Origin of the sequence: Mycobacterium sp., assembly GCF_040509115.1 — a bacterium.
Lineage (GTDB): Bacteria > Actinomycetota > Actinomycetes > Mycobacteriales > Mycobacteriaceae > Mycobacterium.
On sequence record NZ_JBEVLO010000016.1, the window covers coordinates 1 to 16,267 of the forward strand.

The 16,267-nt window shown below is 69.1% G+C and carries 11 protein-coding genes and 2 pseudogenes; 8 read left to right on the top strand and 5 right to left on the bottom strand.

All coding sequences use genetic code 11. From position 1 onward, the window contains the following. Positions 1-143 (top strand): annotated as a pseudogene (locus ABW137_RS01395) (dehydratase); the annotation flags it as partial. Positions 144-153: 10 nt separating this feature from the next. Here ABW137_RS01395 and ABW137_RS01400 read toward each other — a convergent pair. Both ABW137_RS01400 and ABW137_RS01405 read right to left on the bottom strand, forming a co-directional pair. Further along, positions 154-1,992: an ABC transporter ATP-binding protein gene (locus tag ABW137_RS01400; protein WP_526396120.1), complete on the bottom strand. Its 1,839-nt coding sequence runs from the start codon at positions 1,990-1,992 to the stop codon at positions 154-156. Between the two features lie 54 nt (positions 1,993-2,046). Next, entirely contained in the window at positions 2,047-2,967 is a 921-nt protein-coding gene (locus ABW137_RS01405; RefSeq protein ID WP_526396122.1) for an alpha/beta hydrolase, read from the bottom strand. A gap of 103 nt (positions 2,968-3,070) precedes the next feature. Between ABW137_RS01405 and ABW137_RS01410 the strand changes: the two genes are divergently transcribed. Beyond that, on the top strand, positions 3,071-3,502 hold the full coding sequence (locus tag ABW137_RS01410; RefSeq protein ID WP_526396124.1) for a MarR family winged helix-turn-helix transcriptional regulator: 432 nt from the start codon (positions 3,071-3,073) through the stop codon (positions 3,500-3,502). Between the two features lie 3 nt (positions 3,503-3,505). On the opposite strand, the gene ABW137_RS01415 is transcribed toward ABW137_RS01410, so the two are convergent. Next, positions 3,506-4,129 carry a TetR/AcrR family transcriptional regulator gene (locus ABW137_RS01415; RefSeq protein ID WP_526396126.1) on the bottom strand — a complete coding sequence of 208 codons (624 nt, stop codon included), beginning with the start codon at positions 4,127-4,129 and terminating at the stop codon, positions 3,506-3,508. 54 nt (positions 4,130-4,183) lie between these two features. After that, positions 4,184-5,425 (bottom strand): glycoside hydrolase family 3 N-terminal domain-containing protein, encoded by a 1,242-nt coding sequence (locus tag ABW137_RS01420; RefSeq protein ID WP_526396128.1) that lies wholly within the window; start codon positions 5,423-5,425, stop codon positions 4,184-4,186. 62 nt (positions 5,426-5,487) lie between these two features. Here ABW137_RS01420 and ABW137_RS01425 point away from each other — a divergent pair, with 62 nt between their 5' ends. From ABW137_RS01425 to ABW137_RS01440, 4 genes and pseudogenes are all read left to right on the top strand, one after another. Then, positions 5,488-7,008, top strand: coding sequence for a serine/threonine-protein kinase (locus ABW137_RS01425; RefSeq protein ID WP_526396130.1), 1,521 nt, complete (start codon positions 5,488-5,490; stop codon positions 7,006-7,008). A gap of 86 nt (positions 7,009-7,094) precedes the next feature. Further along, a complete protein-coding gene (locus ABW137_RS01430; RefSeq protein ID WP_526396132.1) occupies positions 7,095-7,268 on the top strand; it encodes a DUF2613 family protein in 174 nt (57 codons plus the stop codon). A 43-nt stretch (positions 7,269-7,311) separates the two neighbouring features. Beyond that, entirely contained in the window at positions 7,312-11,559 is a 4,248-nt protein-coding gene (locus ABW137_RS01435; RefSeq protein ID WP_526396134.1) for an alpha-(1->3)-arabinofuranosyltransferase domain-containing protein, read from the top strand. A gap of 20 nt (positions 11,560-11,579) precedes the next feature. Continuing rightward, positions 11,580-12,002: pseudogene (locus ABW137_RS01440) on the top strand (phosphotriesterase family protein); the annotation flags it as partial. A gap of 12 nt (positions 12,003-12,014) precedes the next feature. Here the strand turns inward: ABW137_RS01440 and ABW137_RS01445 are convergent. Next, positions 12,015-13,136 carry an acyltransferase family protein gene (locus ABW137_RS01445; protein WP_526396162.1) on the bottom strand — a complete coding sequence of 374 codons (1,122 nt, stop codon included), beginning with the start codon at positions 13,134-13,136 and terminating at the stop codon, positions 12,015-12,017. 229 nt (positions 13,137-13,365) lie between these two features. On the opposite strand from ABW137_RS01445, the gene pgfA reads away from it, so the two are divergent. After that, the gene (gene pgfA / locus ABW137_RS01450; protein ID WP_526396136.1) at positions 13,366-14,577 is read left to right on the top strand and encodes a cell envelope lipid trafficking protein PgfA; all 1,212 of its coding nucleotides are present in this window, start codon (positions 13,366-13,368) and stop codon (positions 14,575-14,577) included. 20 nt (positions 14,578-14,597) lie between these two features. After that, the gene (locus ABW137_RS01455) at positions 14,598-16,250 is read left to right on the top strand and encodes an MmpA family trehalose lipid delivery protein (protein ID WP_526396164.1); all 1,653 of its coding nucleotides are present in this window, start codon (positions 14,598-14,600) and stop codon (positions 16,248-16,250) included. The last annotated feature ends 17 nt before the right edge of the window (positions 16,251-16,267 follow it).

Sequence of the window (16,267 nt, forward strand, 5' to 3'; positions counted from 1 at the left end):
ACTCGGTGCGCTTCGGCAAGCCGGTGCTGCTGCCCGCACGGGCCGGCCTGTACGTGAATCGCATTCCCAACGGCTGGGACCTGTCGCTGCGCCACCTGTCCAAGGGCTACCCGCACCTCACGGGCACGGTCACCGCGCCATAGGCGGCGACGGCTAGGCGTTCTGCGCCTCGTACAGCCGTTTGTAGAGGCCACCCTCGGCGATCAAGGCGCGGTGGTCGCCCGACTGCGCGATGCGGCCGTCGTCGATCACCAGGATTCGATCGGCCACTGCGGCAATGAAGTCCATGTCGTGACTGATCACGAGGCAGGTCCGGTCCTTGGCGTAACCGCGGATCACGCCAGTCAGCCTCGCCCGCTGATCGGCATCGAGGTTCTCGGTCGGCTCGTCGAGCAGCAGCACTTCGGGCTTGCGAAGAAGGCAGCGCGCCAACGCGATCAGCCTCTTCTGCCCGCCCGACGGGACCTGCACGTCGACGACGGTGTCGTAGCCGCCGTGCAACCTCTTCGGGTCGGTGATCACGGAGTGGACGTTGGCGCTCTCGCAGGCCTGCTCGACCTCGGCGTCACTGGCCCCCGGCCGCGCCAACCGGATGTTCTCGCGGATGGTGTCCTTGGTGAAGAAGGGAAACTGGGCGAGCTTGGACACCTGCTCGCGCAGCGATGCGATGGTGACGTCGGTGATGGGGTGACCGTCGAGCAGGATCCGCCCCCGGTGCGGATCCAGGAAGCGCAGCATCAGGTTGTACACCGTCGACTTTCCCGACCCGATACCGCCGACGAGGGCCACCGTCTCCCCTTCTCTGATCGAGAACGAGATGCCGTCGAGCACCATCTGGCCCGGGTTGTAGCCGAAGGCGACGTCCTCGAAGACGAGGTTGCCCTGCACCTCGCCGAGCGCGATCGCGTCGGCATCCTCGACGACGGTCGGGCGGGTGTCGAGCAACTCGTAGGTCGACGCCGCGCTCGGCGACACCGACTGATAGGTGGTGTAGGCGCCCATCACCCGTTGCGCCGCACCGAACATCGTCGGGACCATCCCGGCGAAGACCATCAGGCCGGCGAACGTCAGACCGAACGTCGTGCTGAACCCGATGCCGACCAGCAGTACCACCACGGTGCTCAGGGCGATGAACACCTGAGATCCGTTGGCCGTGCCCTGCATCCACATCACGGCCGACGCCTCGCTCTTCGCAGCGTTGTCGGATACCTCGTGAAATCGGTTGCTGCGCACGGACTGCGCGTTGAACAACTGGATCTCGGCGATGCCACTCACGGTCTGCTCGAGCTCGCCGCCCATCGCACGGTCCGCGTCCATCATCCGGCGCGTCGCCGCCTGCACGTGCCCGCCCGCGTATCTCAGCGTCACCAGGGCGATCGGCGTGAGGATCAGCGCCGCCACCGTCATCTGCCACGACAGCGCCACCAGGTAGGCCACGGCCACGACGAGCACGACGGAGTCGATCAGCGGCGGCAGCAGGCAACTCGTCAGAAGTCTTTGCACGCCTGCCGATTCCACGGTCACTCGCTGCATCAGGGCGCCACTTTGGGACGCGGTGAAGAAGTCCAGAGACAGCGTCTGAAGGTGATCGTGCACGCGCTGCCGGATGTCGGTGACGAGGACCCGCTCCACCTTGGTCCCGATCCACGCGTTCACCAGGTACATCAGCTGTGCCAGCAGAAGCGAGACCGCCCACACCGTGAGGAGCACCGCGAACGGTACCGACCCCGCCACGTCGCTGAGTGGGCCGTCGACGCGCGCCACCAGCGGGCCGCGCAAATCCCATACCCCACTGAGGTTCCCGCTCGCGCCCGCGTCGGCGACCACCTGCATCATCGGACCGAACGCCGCTGCCGAGACATAGGGCAGCGCCGAGGCGATCACCCCGACCACCATCAGGACCACGATCAGCCCTCGGACCGATCGGAGCATGCCGAGGCTGCGCCGGATCAGACGGTCGGGTCGCTTTTGACCTTGCATCGCTTCGACCATGGGGTCCACCTCTTCCGCCGGCAGGGATCACCTGTCGTCGGACGCTACGTCACGTCACAGGTGCTCACCGTAGAACGCCAACAGTCGCGCGACTGCCTGGTCGACGTACTCCGGCACGTCGTACATCTCGTAGTGACCCGCGCCCTCGATCACGACGAGGTCGACCGGGTTGGGGGCCATCTCCCACAGCTTCATCCCCGACTCGTACTGGCCGGTGTTGCCACGTCGACCGGCAACGATCACCTGCAGCGGCTGGCTGAGCAACGGGTCGACGAGATGGTAGGCGTCGTAGCCCACCAGCAGTGCGTCGCTTCTGGTGAGCCTGCGGTTGGTCGAGTGCTCGCTGTAGGCGGGCGACGCACGATAGAACGTGATCGCCTGCAAGGTGTCGATGTCGGTGATGCCCAGTGTCTCGGCCTCTTTCAAGGTATCGGGCAGCCAGTTGACCCGGGTGAGCTCACCGGTTGCGACGTCCTCGGCCCGTCGGGCCGCGAGCTCGTCGAGGGAGGCCGCGAGCCCATCGGGCGCGCGGTACCGCCCCCGGAAGGAATCGCCGACGTTGACGGCGACGACGGTTCCGATCGCCTTGATCCGGTGCTCGGTGCGGGCCGTGTGGACGGCATATCCGCCGCCCGCGCAGATCCCGAGCAGGCCGATCCGGTTCGGGTCGACGCCGGGGAGCACACTCAGCGCGTCGATGGCGTAGGAGATGTCCTCTCCGCGTCGGTACGGGTCCTCCAGGTCGCGTGGCTCCCCGCCGCTCTGGCCCTGATGGCTCGGGTCAAAGGTGAGCGCGACGAGTCCGTGGCGCGCCAACCGGGCGGCGTAGTTGGCGCCGATCTGCTCCTTCACGCTGCTGCCAGGAGTCGATAGGACGACGGCAGGCCGCAGTGCGGTGTCGTCGAAGTCGTCGGGCAGATGGAGATCGCCTGCCAGGTGGAAGGGGCCTCGCGGGATCGAGTGGTGCGTCGGCATCTGGTGTCGCTCCGCCTAGAATCGTTTCGTTTGGTGAGTTGTTCATTTCGACATTCAGTTCAGAATGTAGATAGTTCGAAACTGTACTAGTCCTTGGAGGCACATGCCCGACGTCAGGCGCCACTCAGACGACGGCGCCCAACTCTGGAAGCTCAACCAGCGACTCTTGACCAAGGTGATGAACGCCGCGACCGCGCAGTTCGACGCTCTCGACCTGGAGACAAAGGAGTTCTTCGTCCTCGACGAAGTGGACACCTGCCGGTATCCGGCCGAGCTGGCCACCAAGCTGATGCTCCCCAAGGCGAGCATCACCGCCTACCTTCGCAGCCTCGTCGCCAAGGGCCTGGTGCGTCGCGAGATCGACGAGCACGACCTCCGCCGTCACCGCCTCGCCACCACTGCTCTGGGACGGGACGTACTCGCCACCGCGCTCGACTCGCTTGCCAACGAGTTCACCGGGATGCTGGATCGCCTCGACCGGCACGACCGTTCGGAGCTGCGGCGCATCCTCGAGGTGTTGCTCGACGAGCGGTGATCGCTATCCCGTCGCGGCGGGGGCCACCTGGGCGTCGGCGGGCCTGCCCTTCAGCCCTCGCCAGAACAGGTTGATCATCAACTCGGCGGCCTCGTGCACGTCGGCGTCGCCGGTGCTGACCCTGGTGGCCACCGCCTCGCCTGCGCCCACCAGGGCGACCGCCATCATGTCGAAGTCGGTGTCGGGCTCGGGGTTTCGGGTGCCCGACTGCAGCAGCCTGCCGACCAGGTCGATGATGCGCTCGCGACCCTCCCGGACGGTGTGGGCGAAGGCCTGCGAACTGGTCGCCTGCGTGTAGAGCACCATCCACGACGCCCGGTTGGTGTCGATGTAGCTGAGGAAGGCCACCACCGCGTTGCGCAGCAGATCCCTTGGGCTCTGGGTGAAGTCGATGTCGGCGCGTACCGAGTCCACGAACCGGGCCAGCTCGCGATCGAGGCAGGCGCCGAAGAGCTCCTCCTTGGACCCGTAATAGAGGTACAGCATCGGCTTGGAGATCTCGGCCTGCGCGGCGATCGCGTCCATCGACGTCTCGTGATAGCCGTTCACCGAGAACATCTGCACCGCGGCATCGAGCATCTGCTGCTCACGGACGGCCCGCGGCAACCGCTTGGTCCCACCTGCCACGTGCTCGACCTCCTCCACGCTTTGCCTACCTCAGGGTAAGCAATGACGGGGCAATCAGCCGCCGCAGACCGGCAGTTTGCCCTTGATGGCGGCGATGCGCAGCACCGAGCTCGCGACGCTCTTCATGTCCAGCGTGCCCGCGTCGACCGCGGCTTCCAGCCCGTCGAGCACCCCGGGGACCTCGTCGGTGGTGATCCACAGCGCAATGTCGGCGCCCGACTGCAACGCCTTGAGCGCCGCCTGCGCCACCGTGTAGTTCTGGTTGATGGCGCCCATGCTTGAGATGTCGTCGGTGAAGACGACGCCGTTGAACGGCGTGCCCCCGTACGGTGTGCCCGCCCTGAGCAGCTGGTAGGCGGCCGGGCTCAGGCTGGCGGGGTCGGTGCCCGTGAGCTCGGGGACCTGCATGTGGCCGACCATGACCGCCGCCTCGGGCACCATGGTGAGCAGCCGTTGGTACGGAATCAGATCGTCGGTCTGCAACTCCGACAGCGGCGGGGTCACCACGCCACCAAGGTGCGAATCGCCGGAGGCGTGCCCGTGACCCGGGAAGTGCTTGAACACCGGGGTGACCCCCGCGTCGCGAAGGCCGCGCGCGTAGGCCCCCGCGTACTCGATGACCTTCTGTGGATCGTTGCTGAACGACCGGTCGCCGATCACGGTGTCGTCATCCTGATCGGAGACGTCGGCGACCGGTGCGAAGTCGACCGTGATGCCCAGGTTGCGCATGTCCTGACCCCGCCTGAGCGCGATCTGGTAGACCTCGCCGGGCGAGGTGGTCTGCGCCAGCACCCGCGCGGAGTCCTGCACGCCGATGATGCTCTTCAACCGAGAGACGCGGCCCCCCTCCTCGTCCGTGCTGACCGCCAGCGGAAGCGGGCTGGCCTGCGCGGCGATTTCCTTGAGCGGGTCGCCGAGCATCGTGAGGTCCGTCCAGCTGCCGATCATGATGCCGCCGACGTGATCGTCGGTCACCACCTGGCGCGCGTCGTCGGCACCCGTGACACCCACCATCAGCAGTTGTGCCAGCTGGTCGCGGCGCGACATCTGAGACAGGAGCGCCTCGCCGTCGCCGCACGCCGCCGGTGCGGCCGGCGGTGCGGTGGGGCTGGCCGTCGCGTCGGCGGTCGGCCCGTCGGGCGGAGTGGGTGCGGCTGAAGCAGGGCGGTGTCTGATGAAGTACACGCTTGCCGCCGCGACGGCCACGATGGCGACGACGGACAGCACGATCTTCACGATGGTGGCTCGTTGGCTGACACCCTTCGAGCGATCATGGGGGTCACGGTCCAGCGGCATGGGCGGAATCGTACCGGCGAGGCCGCCGCAGGCGGATCGGCGTGCTGGGTAATCTCCCGACTATGGCTCTGGCGGTCGGCGACGTCTTCGCGGGTTACACCGTGGTGCGGTTGCTCGGGGTGGGCGCGGTCGGCGAGGTCTATCTGGCCACCCATCCGCGGCTGCTCCGCCAGGACGCGCTTCGCGTGCTGCCCGCCGACCTGTCCGCCGACGAGCACTTCCGGATGCGCTTCGACAGCCACGCCGACCTCGCGGCGACGCTCTGGCACCCGCACATCGTCGGCCTGCAGGACCGGGGCGAATACCAGGGCTTGCTGTGGGTCACGATGGACTACGTCGACGGCAGCGATGCGGCCAGCGTGGTGCGCGACCGGTACCCGGAGGGCCTGCCCGCCGACCAGGTCGTCGACATCGTCACCAACGTCGCCGATGCTCTCGACTACGCACACGGCCGGAATGCGACGCACGGTGACGTCAAGCCCGCGAATGTCCTTCTCACCGAGTCTGCGTCACACCGAGTCCTCTTGACGGACTTCGGTATTCCGCGCGGTATCGACGATGCCCGCGCCGACCAGTACGGGCTCGCCGCGACGGCGTACTACCTGCTGAGCGGGATCTCGCCGACGACGGACAGTCCGGTCCGGCCGCTCGGCGAGACGCGTCAGGATCTGGCCGCCTTCGATCCTGCGCTGCAGCGGGCCATGGCCGGCGATCCGCGTCAGCGGTTCGACGCGTGTCTCGATTTCGCGGCCGCCCTCCGCGACGGGGCTGCCGCCGTGACGCAGGCGCATGCGGTGGTCGATCCCAAGGCCAGTTCGCCAACCGAGCACTTGATGAATCCGGGGACGGGTTCGGAGCTTCCCGCCGTCTTCGTGGCAGCGTGGTCCGCGGAGGAGCCGGAGCCCGACTACCGGTACGAGCCACCCGTCGATCCCGTCTACGGTCAGGCGTCCGAACCCGACTTCGCGCCGACGATGGCGGCGATGCCCGTCCCCGGCGCGTCCTACCCGCCACCACCACCCCCGCCACCCCGAGCGGCGGCCCGCCCGCCGACGAGGGGGGCGGCCAAGACCTGGGTGCTGATCGCGATCGCGGCGGCCGTCGTCCTGGTGGCCGCGGTGGTGATCGTCGTCGTCCGCGGTGAGACGGAGGGCGGGCAGGCAGGCCCCACTGCGGCCTCGACGACGTCCAGCAGCGTCCCCGTGTCGACGGCGTCCGCGTCGCCGCAACCCTCCCCGACCGGCGGTGACCGTCCTCAGCCCGCGCCGCTTCGGGGTAACGATCCCACGGGCGAGAACTGCGAGGGCGGCTTCCAGATCACCGGCCAGACCGGTTGGGCCAGCCACGGGGTTCGCGGCACTCCCGAGACGACGTGCGTCTTCGTCAGCAACGTGCTGAAGGCGTACTGGGACGCCGCCGACCCCAGCAAGTCACCGCGGACCGTCGTCGCCGCAGGCGCCATCCCGTGCGCGGAAGGGGTTGCGTGCGTTGGCAACGAGTTCCTGGTCACCTGTTCGGGTGAGGGCACCGATCCGTGGATCACCTGCCGCGGCGGTCGCGGCGCCGTCGTCTTTCTGTATTGACTGGATACCGGCATCGCCTCACACTGGCATCGACTCAAACCGGCGGGGTGTCCGAGACGCCCACGTCGTGGTGCTACCTTGGCGTCGTGGATCGGTTCGTGTTGCCCGCTGCGGCCAGCATCGTCGTCGGCCTATTGCTCGGCGCGGCCGCCATCTTCGGGGTGACGCTGATGGTCCAACAGGATTCCAAGCCACCGCTGCAGGCGGGCGATCCGTCACAGTCGGTGCTCAACAGGGTCGAGTACGGCGACCGTACGTAGCTCGCAGGCCGCGTCGCTTTCGTCCGACGGCCCTGGCGCACCCTTGTCCCGCCGCTGGTTGTGGCTGGTCGGTGCCACGGCACTCGCGCTGACGTTTGCGCAGTCGCCCGGCGAGACCGCTCCCGACACGAAGCTCGACCTCACCGCCAACCCCCTGCGCTTCCTGGCGCGTGCGGCGAATCTGTGGAACAGCGAGCTGCCGTTCGGTCAGGCGCAGAACCAGGCATACGGCTACCTCTTCCCTCACGGCGCGTTCTTCCTCGCCGGTGACGTCGTCGGACTGCCTGGCTGGGTGACGCAGCGCCTGTGGTGGGCGGTATTGCTGGCAGTCGGGTTCTGGGGCGTCATCAGGGTTGCCGAGGCCTTGAACGACGGGCGGGGCGTCGGAAGCCCGACGTCCCGGGTGATCGCCGCCGTCGCCTTCACGTTGTCGCCGCGGGTGTTGACGACGCTGGGCGCGATCTCGTCGGAGACGTTGCCGATGATGCTCGCACCGTGGGTGCTGCTTCCGGTGATCCTGGCGCTCCGAGGAGCGGGCGGGGCCGCAGGGGCGGGAATCACCACGGCGCCGGTGCGGATGCTCGCGGCTAGGTCGGCGCTGGCAGTGGCACTGATGGGCGCGGTGAACGCGGTCGCGACCCTGACGGCCTGCCTTGCGGCGCTGATCTGGTGGGCGGCCCATCGCCCCACCGCACTGTGGTGGCGGTTCACGGCGTGGTGGGCGCTGTGCACCGCGCTGGCCGTGACGTGGTGGGTGGTCGCGCTGGTCATGCTTGGCCGCATCAGCCCCCCGTTCCTCGACTTCATCGAATCGTCGGGCGTCACGACTCAGTGGCTGTCGCTGACCGAGGTACTGCGCGGCACCTACAGCTGGACGCCGTTCGTCGCACCCAACGCGACCGCAGGCGCGTCGCTGGTGACGGGACCGGTCGCCGTCCTGGCGACGACGTTGGTGGCCGCGGCGGGACTGTCCGGGCTGGCGCTGCGCAGCATGCCTGCGCGTGGTCGTTTGATCGCCATCCTGCTGATCGGTCTCGGCTTGTTGGCCGTCGGGTACTCGGGCGGCCTCGGCTCCCCCATTGCCCACCAGGTGCAGGCCTTCCTCGACGCCGACGGCACTCCGCTGCGCAACGTGCACAAGCTCGAACCGTTGATCCGGCTGCCGTTGGTGCTGGGGATCGCCCACCTGCTTGGCCGCATCCCGCTGCCCGGCAGCGCGCCGCGGCCGGACTGGCTGACAGCGTTCGCGCACCCCGAGCGTGACAAGCGGGTAGCCGTCGGCATCGTGGTCCTCATCGCGCTGATGGTGGCGTCGTCACTGGCCTGGACGGGGCGCCTGACTCCCCCTGGCGGGTTCACCGCCATCCCGCAGTACTGGCATGACGCCGCGGACTGGCTCGACGAGCACAACCAGCCGTCCGTAGGGACGGAGCGAACCGACTCTGGAGTGTCCAAGCCCGGCCGGGTGCTGGTGGTTCCGGGCGCACCGTTCGCCACGCAGGTGTGGGGCAACAGTCACGACGAGCCGTTGCAGGTGCTGGGCGCCAGCCCGTGGGGGGTTCGCGATTCGATCCCGCTGACCCCACCTGAGACCATCCGTGCCCTCGATTCGGTGCAGCGGCTGTTCGCCGCGGGCCGACCGTCCGCCGGTCTCGCTGATACCCTTGCCCGGCAAGGCATCTCGTTCCTGGTGGTCCGCAACGACCTCGATCCGGAGACGTCGCGTTCAGCCCGCCCCCTGCTGGTGCATCGCGTCCTGGACAACTCGGGCGGGCTCGTCAAGGTGGCGCAGTTCGGCGATCCCGTCGGACCCGGCAGGCTGGCAGGCTTCATCACCGACAGCGGACTGCGCCCGAGATACCCGGCGGTGGAGATCTACCGGGTCGGCGGTTCGATGGATCCCTATCTTACCGACGCGGACGCGATGGCCCGGGTGGACGGCGGGCCAGAGGCATTGCTGCGCATCGACGAGCGGCGACGCCTGCTCGGCCAGCCCCCCATCGGGCCGACGCTCCTGACCGCCGACGCCACGGCAGCCGGGCTGCCCGCCCCCGTCGTCACCGTCACCGACACCCCGGTCACCAGGGAGACCGACTACGGCCGCGTGGACGACCATTCGTCTGCGGTCCGCGCGCCCGGCGATTCGCGAAACACCTTCAACCGCGTGATGGACTACCCGGCGGGCGGCGCCGACCCGGTCGACGGCGACTGGCCCGGCGGCAGGCTCTCGGTGTCGAGTTCGGCGGCCGACTCGACCGCGCTGCCGTACGTGGCGCCGGCGACGGGTCCTGCGGCGGCGATCGACGGGGACCCGGCGACCAGTTGGGTGTCCAACTCGCTGCAGCCCGCGATCGGCCAGTGGCTGCAGGTGGACTTCGACCGTCCAATCGCGAACGCGGGCATCACGATTACTCCGAGTGCCACGGCCGTCGGCGCACAGGTGCGACGCATCGAGGTGTCGACCGTGAACGGGACCCGGACCGTGCGCTTCGACGAAGCGGGCAAGCCGGTGTCGACCGCGCTGCCGCTGGGCGAGACGCCGTGGGTGCGCTTCACCGCCATCGCGACCGACGACGGTTCCCCCGGTGTGCAGTTCGGCATCACCGACTTCGCGATCACGCAGTACGACGCCTCCGGCTTCGCGCAGCCGGTGAATCTTCGCCACACCGTCGTCGTACCTGGTCCGCCGCCAGGTTCGGCTGTTGCGCAATGGGATCTGGGCTCCGAGCTGCTCGGTCGGCCCGGTTGCGCGGACGGGCCCGACGCGGTCAGATGCGCCGCGACGATGGCGTTGTCGCCGGAGGAACCGGTGAACCTGAGCCGGACGCTCACGGTCCCGGAGGCAACGACCGTGGTGCCGACGGTCTGGGTGAGGGCAAGACAGGGGCCCAACCTCGCCGACCTCGTCGCGCAGCCTGGGACCGCCCGTGCCATGGGCGATTCCGACCTGATCGACGTGCTCGGCTCGGCGTATGCGGCCAGCGACGGCGACCCAAGGACGTCGTGGACGGCGCCGCAGAACATCGTGCAGCACCGCGGCGGCGCGAACCTCGTGGTGAAGCTCCCGAAGCCGACCGAGGTGGCCGCGTTGCGGCTCGCGCCGAGTCCGGCCGAACTGCCCGCCCATCCGACGCTGGTGGCCATCGATCTCGGCGACGGGCCTCAGATTCGGTCCTTGGACGCCGACGGCGGTGCTCAGACCATTCCGCTGCACCCCCGCGTCACCGACACCGTCAAACTATCGCTGCTGGATTGGAGCGATGTAATCGACCGCACCGCACTGGGTTTCGATCAGGTCAAACCGCCAGGTCTGGCCGAGGTCACGGCTCTGGATCAGCGGGGCGCACCGATCGCGGCAGCCGACCCGGCGCGCAACCGGGCCCGGCCCGTCACGCTGCGCTGCGGCGACGGTCCGATCATCGGCATCGCGGGGCAGTTCGTCCAGACCTCGATCACGACCACCGTCGGCGCCCTCCTCGACGGGGATCCCATCGCCGCGATTCCATGCCAGAACGGGCCGATCTCGATACCGGCCGGCGAACAGGAACTGGTGTTGAGCCCCGGACCCGCGTTCGTCGCCGACGGCATCCAGCTCGCAGGACCGTTGGCAAGTCGATTGCCCAGTGCGCCAGAGGTTCCCGCATCCGTGACGCAGTGGCAGGCCGATCGCCGTGCCGTCGACGTGCCCGTCTCTGATCGCCAGCGGGTGCTGGTGGTGCCCGAGAGCATCAACCCAGGGTGGACGGCGCGCGCCTCGGATGGCACCGCATTGACGCCGATCACCGTCAATGGGTGGCAGCAGGGCTGGATCGTGCCTGCGGGTGCGTCGGGGACCATTGCCCTCGAGTTCTCCTTCAATACGCCCTATCGCGTCGGCCTGTTCGGTGGACTGGCTCTGCTCCCGGTCCTCGCGTTGCTCGCGTTCTTGCCGTTGCGGCGCAGGGCAATCAGCGGCGATCCGGTCGATCCGTGGCAGCCGGGATCCTCCACCGCGGGCATCGCGGCGCTGGCGTTCGGCTATCTGGTGTCCGGCTTCGCAGGCGCCGTCGTGGTGGGCGTCGCCATCGGGCTTCGGTACCTGTTGCGAACGCGGCCGAGGCTTTCGGACCGGGTGACGCTCGGGCTGGTGGCGACCGGGCTGATCCTGGCCGGTGCGACGTTGAGCCGTTACCCGTGGCGATCGGTCGACGGCTACATCGGACACGCGTGGGGTGTGCAGCTGTTGGCGTTGGTCTCGGTCGCCGCGTTGGCCGCGTCGGTGGTGCCGCTGCCGCCCCGTCGCCCGTCGTGAAACCACTGCGATCTTCCGGCCGATTCTTCGCAGAGGTTTCACATTCGGCGCGCCAGGTCGACCCCACGCGCGTCGTCATCGGCCATAGCGGAGACACCACCGACATCGCGTATCTGGAGGAGCTGGTCGCCAATGGTTCCTACCTCGGGATGGACCGGTTCGGTGTGGACGCGTTCCTGGGTTTCGAGGACCGGGTTAACACGGTGGCCACCATGTGCGAACGTGGGCACGCCGACAAGATGGTGTTGTCCCACGACGCCTCTTGCTATTTCGACGCGTTGCCCGAGGAGGCGCTGCCCGTCGCGCTACCCAACTGGCACTATCTGCACATCCACGACGACGTCATTCCCGCGCTCAAGCAGCGCGGCGTCACCGATGCGCAACTCACCACGATGTTGGTCGACAATCCCCGCGCGATCTTCTCCGTCACGGGCGGCTACTGACGTGGTGCGGGGTCATCTCGCGACGGCAGGCTCGGGACGGTCGGTGACAGAGCTGTCCAGCGGTGTCACCGTCTTTCCAGGAGCGGGCCGCCTTTCCCAGCGCCGCAACGCGTTCCGGCACGGCGACTCGACCAGCGCGTAGCTGACCGCCGCGATGGCGAAGCCGATTACCAACGTCAGCGTCAGCACGATCGGCATGTGACCGTTGAACGGGAACTCCCCGATCATCGGGAACACCATCGCAAGCGCGGCCAGGTGCCAGACGAAGAGACCGTAGGACCAGCGCCCCAGCGTGACCATGGACTTGCTGCCGAGAATCCGGTGCGACGCGTCCCCGGGGCCGAGCACCAACGGCGCCAGCAAAGCACCCGCGACGATCGCTCCCATCGACACCTTGATGAGGAACTGCCCCAACGTGCCCGGCGCCAGGCCCGCGGGCCCGGCCATCGGCGAGGCGGCCAACCCGAAGGCGGCGAGCGCGATCACGGCCATCAGGACCCGCCGTCGGGCCAGCCGGTGGGCCCACCCGACCGGACTCACCGTCAGTTCGGCGATCAGCATGCCTGCGGCGAACCAGGAGAAGAACGCGGGTGGCCACGTCAGCGGGTTGACGCCGAACGGCACGCTGAACGGGATCAGCCCCCACGCGAAGCTCGCCAAGGCCACCCCCGCGATGGCGGGAATCCTGGCCCGCACGGGCAGCCGCCGCGCCAGCAGCGCCAGCACGGGCAGCGCCAGATAGAAACTGACCTCGACCGAGAGGCTCCACATCTGAGTCAACCCGTTCGTCAACGTCAGAGGCACATAGATCTGCGTCAGCGTCAGGTTGGCCAGCCACACCGTGAAGTCGGCGTCGGAGTCCGGAAGCAGGGACAGGATCACCACCACGGCCACCACGTAGCCCGGCATGATGCGCACGATCCGCGACCGTAGGTAGTGCCCGGTCGCCGGTACCCCTCGCATCCCGCGTGCCGCGGCGGCGTGCCCACGCCACAGCAGGAAGCCCGACAGGGCGAAGAACACCGCGACCGCCAGGTCGAAGCGCCCGAGCACCCGACCCGTGCTCCAGGTGGTGTGCCCAGTCTGGAAGCCCACGTGGGTGATCACGACGCCGATGGCCGCGCAGGCGCGCATACCCTCGACGGCGGGCAGGAAGCTGCGCGTGCCGGACACCGGTGCGGAAACGTCCGGCCCCGCGTCGCTCCCAGTCACGGCGACCAGTGTGCCCGATGGCCCCCGGGCCCGCGACGAGTGCCGGACACCGGCACTGGTCGGCGACTGTTAGGGTCGAGCAGGTTTGCCTCAGCTGCCTCAGGGGCAGGTGGCGGCGTGGGCGGAGTCGTCCGAGATAAGGAGGCACGGTTTGAACCGCGCTGTGGCGCTGCGTATCGCGGCGTGCGGGCTCATGGGTCTCGGAGCCGCCCTACTGATCGCGGCCCTGCTGCTTTCGACCTACACCAAGGGCAAGATCGCCAAGGTCCCGCTGGACGTCGATACCACCCTGGTCAGCGAGGGCACCGGAACGGCCTTCGACCCGGCCTCGCTGTCCCAGCCGAGGTTCACGGTCAACGAAGACGTGCCCATCCAGTTGCAGCAGCAGATCAGCGTCGAGGCGCCGTCGAACGCCGAGCTCGTCACGCTGCAGGTGGGTGACACCGTGCGGCGCACCGACCAACAGCAGGACAACGGTCTGCTGCTGGCCCTCGTCGACACCGTGACGATGGACCGCAAGACCGCCCTGGCGGTGTCCGATGACACCTACCCGGGCTCGGTACAGAAGCCGCGCAGCATCGACGACGACAACCCGCCTGCCATCGCCGCGCTACCGCACGAGGGTCTGACCTACCGCTTCCCATTCGACACCGAGAAGAAGACGTACCCGTACTTCGATCCGATCGCGCAGAAGGCGTATGACGCCAACTACGACGGCGAAGAGGACGTCAACGGGTTGACCACGTACCGCTTCACCCAGGACGTCGGGTTCGACGGCAGCGGTAAGTTGGTCGATCCGGTGAAGTACGCCTCGCTCTACGAGGACGACGCCGACGCCGAGGTCAGCGCGCGTGCCGAGCTGTGGTTCGGCCCGCGGGGCTCCGACGAGGAGAACAACGAGACGATCACGATGACCCGCTACTACGCGGCGGAGCGCACCTTTTGGGTCGATCCCGTGTCGGGCACCATCGTGAAGAGCCAGGAGCACGGCTACCACTACTACGCCCGTGATCCACTCAAGCCCGAGGTGACGTTCGCCGACTACAACGTCACGTCGACCGATCAGACCATCGAGACGCAGGTGGCCACCGCCCGCGACGAGGGTGACGTGATCGCCCTGTGGGGTCGCATCCTCCCCATCACCTTCACCGCGATCGGGCTGGTGGCTCTGGTCGGTGGTGTCCTCCTCGGATCGTTCACCCTGCGCGCGGAGTCGGCGCTGATCGACCCCGGACTCGACGAAACGGGTCACGGCTTCTTCGGCAGACGTCCGACCGATACCGGGCCGATGCCCGCCGCTGAGGCCGCGACCGAGAAGATACCCACTCAGCGACCGTCGGATCTCCCGCCGGACCGAGGCTGATCGCACCTTCCCGGGTGGCAGTGCCTGCGTACGCGCTGGCACTGACCTTGGCGGTGACGGCCCCGCTGCTGGCGCCGGGATATCTGCTCCTCCGCGATGCGGTGTCGACGCCGCGCTCATACCTGACCGACGCCGCGCTCGGGGTGTCCGAGGCCGCGCCGCGGGCGCTGCCGCAGGACTTCGCGGTCGCCGTCGCCTCGCACGTGGTCGACGGCGGAGTGGTCGTCAAGGTGCTGCTCGTCGCGGGGCTCTGGCTCGCGGGCTGGGGCGCCGGTCAACTGGCGGCGTTCGTGGTACCCGCTGCGGGGCTGCCGGGGCGGTTCGTCGCCGTCACCCTTGCGGTGTGGAATCCCTATGTCGCGGAACGACTTCTGCAGGGCCACTGGAGTCTGCTGGTGGGCTACGGGTGCCTGCCGTGGGTGGCGCTGTCCGTGCTGCGGCTGCGCGACGGGGATGGCTCTTGGTGGCCGCTGGCGTTCTGGGTCGCGGTCGCCGGCCTGACGCCGACGGGCCTGATGCTCGCGACGGCCGTCGCACTGGCGAGCTGCGCGGCGCCGGGGTCGGGTCGGGCGAGATGGGCGTGCGCTGCGGGCACCCTCGGGATCGCCGTGGCCGCCGCGCTGCCGTGGCTGGTCGCGTCGGCGGTGTCGGAGTCGCTGTCGGTGGCGGGTGACGCCGGGGTTCCCGAGTTCGCTGCCAGGGCAGAGCCTGGCCTCGGCACGCTGCTCAGCCTGACCGGTCTCGGCGGCATCTGGAACGCCGCGGCCGTACCCGCCACGCGGACGACGCCCTTCGCGGTGGTGGGCACCGTGGTCCTGCTCGGGATCGTCATCCTCGGGGTGCGGTCGGCTTGGCTGCGCCCGCAGGCGCGGCCGCTGCTGCTGCTGGCGGTCGCCGCGGTGGTCGGGCCCGCGCTGATGGCGACGGGTCCCGGCCTGGCAACGGTGGAGGCCGCGGCGCGCACCCTGCCCGGTCTCGGTGTGCTCAGGGACGGCCAGAAGTGGGTCGCACTGGCGATGCCCGGCTACGTGGTGGCGGCCGCGGCGGCGGTCACCGCGCTGGCGCCGAGGGTGCCGCGGATCGCGGCGGCCGCGGTGGGCTGCGTCGCGTTGCTTGCGGTGCTGCCCGACCTGGCGTGGGGGGTGGGCGGCAAGGTCGAGTCGGTGCGGTACCCGCCGGGATGGTCAACGGCGGCGGCCCTGATCAACGCCGATCCCCGAACGGTCGCGGTGCTGCCTCAGATGAGCATGCGGAACTTCGCGTGGGCGGGGTACGCGCCCATCCTCGATCCGCTACCGCGCTGGGTGGCGGCCGACGTGTGGGCGACCGGTGATCTGGTGATCGGCGGTAAGACCATCCCCGGCGAGGGCACCCGCGCACGCCAGGTGGAGCAACTGGTGCTGTCCGGGGCAGGCGTCGACGAGCTGGCGCGAGCCGGGGTGGGCTGGGTGGTCACCGAGGGCGGCGCCGGGCCCCGCCTGGCCCTGCCCGTGGCCTTCTCCGACGACGACCTGACCGTCTACCGGGTCGGCGGTGACCGTCCCGCCGCGGCGCACCGCGGGTTGTTGATTGCCGCCCATCTGGGGTGGCTGGCGACGCTGTTCGTCGGCGCGGCGGGGACGGTCGTGACGGGACTGCGGCGTCGGCGTCGGCCGACCACGACCACGACCTAGCCCGCCCGACCCGGGGG

Coding starts and splice junctions, on each gene's coding strand:
- ABW137_RS01400 (WP_526396120.1), bottom strand. CDS start 1,992: ATGGTCGAAGCGATGCAAGGTCAAAAGCGACCCGACCGTCTGATCCGG.
- ABW137_RS01445 (WP_526396162.1), bottom strand. CDS start 13,136: ATGCGCGCCTGCGCGGCCATCGGCGTCGTGATCACCCACGTGGGCTTC.
- ABW137_RS01405 (WP_526396122.1), bottom strand. CDS start 2,967: ATGCCGACGCACCACTCGATCCCGCGAGGCCCCTTCCACCTGGCAGGC.
- ABW137_RS01420 (WP_526396128.1), bottom strand. CDS start 5,425: ATGCCGCTGGACCGTGACCCCCATGATCGCTCGAAGGGTGTCAGCCAA.
- ABW137_RS01425 (WP_526396130.1), top strand. CDS start 5,488: ATGGCTCTGGCGGTCGGCGACGTCTTCGCGGGTTACACCGTGGTGCGG.
- ABW137_RS01410 (WP_526396124.1), top strand. CDS start 3,071: ATGCCCGACGTCAGGCGCCACTCAGACGACGGCGCCCAACTCTGGAAG.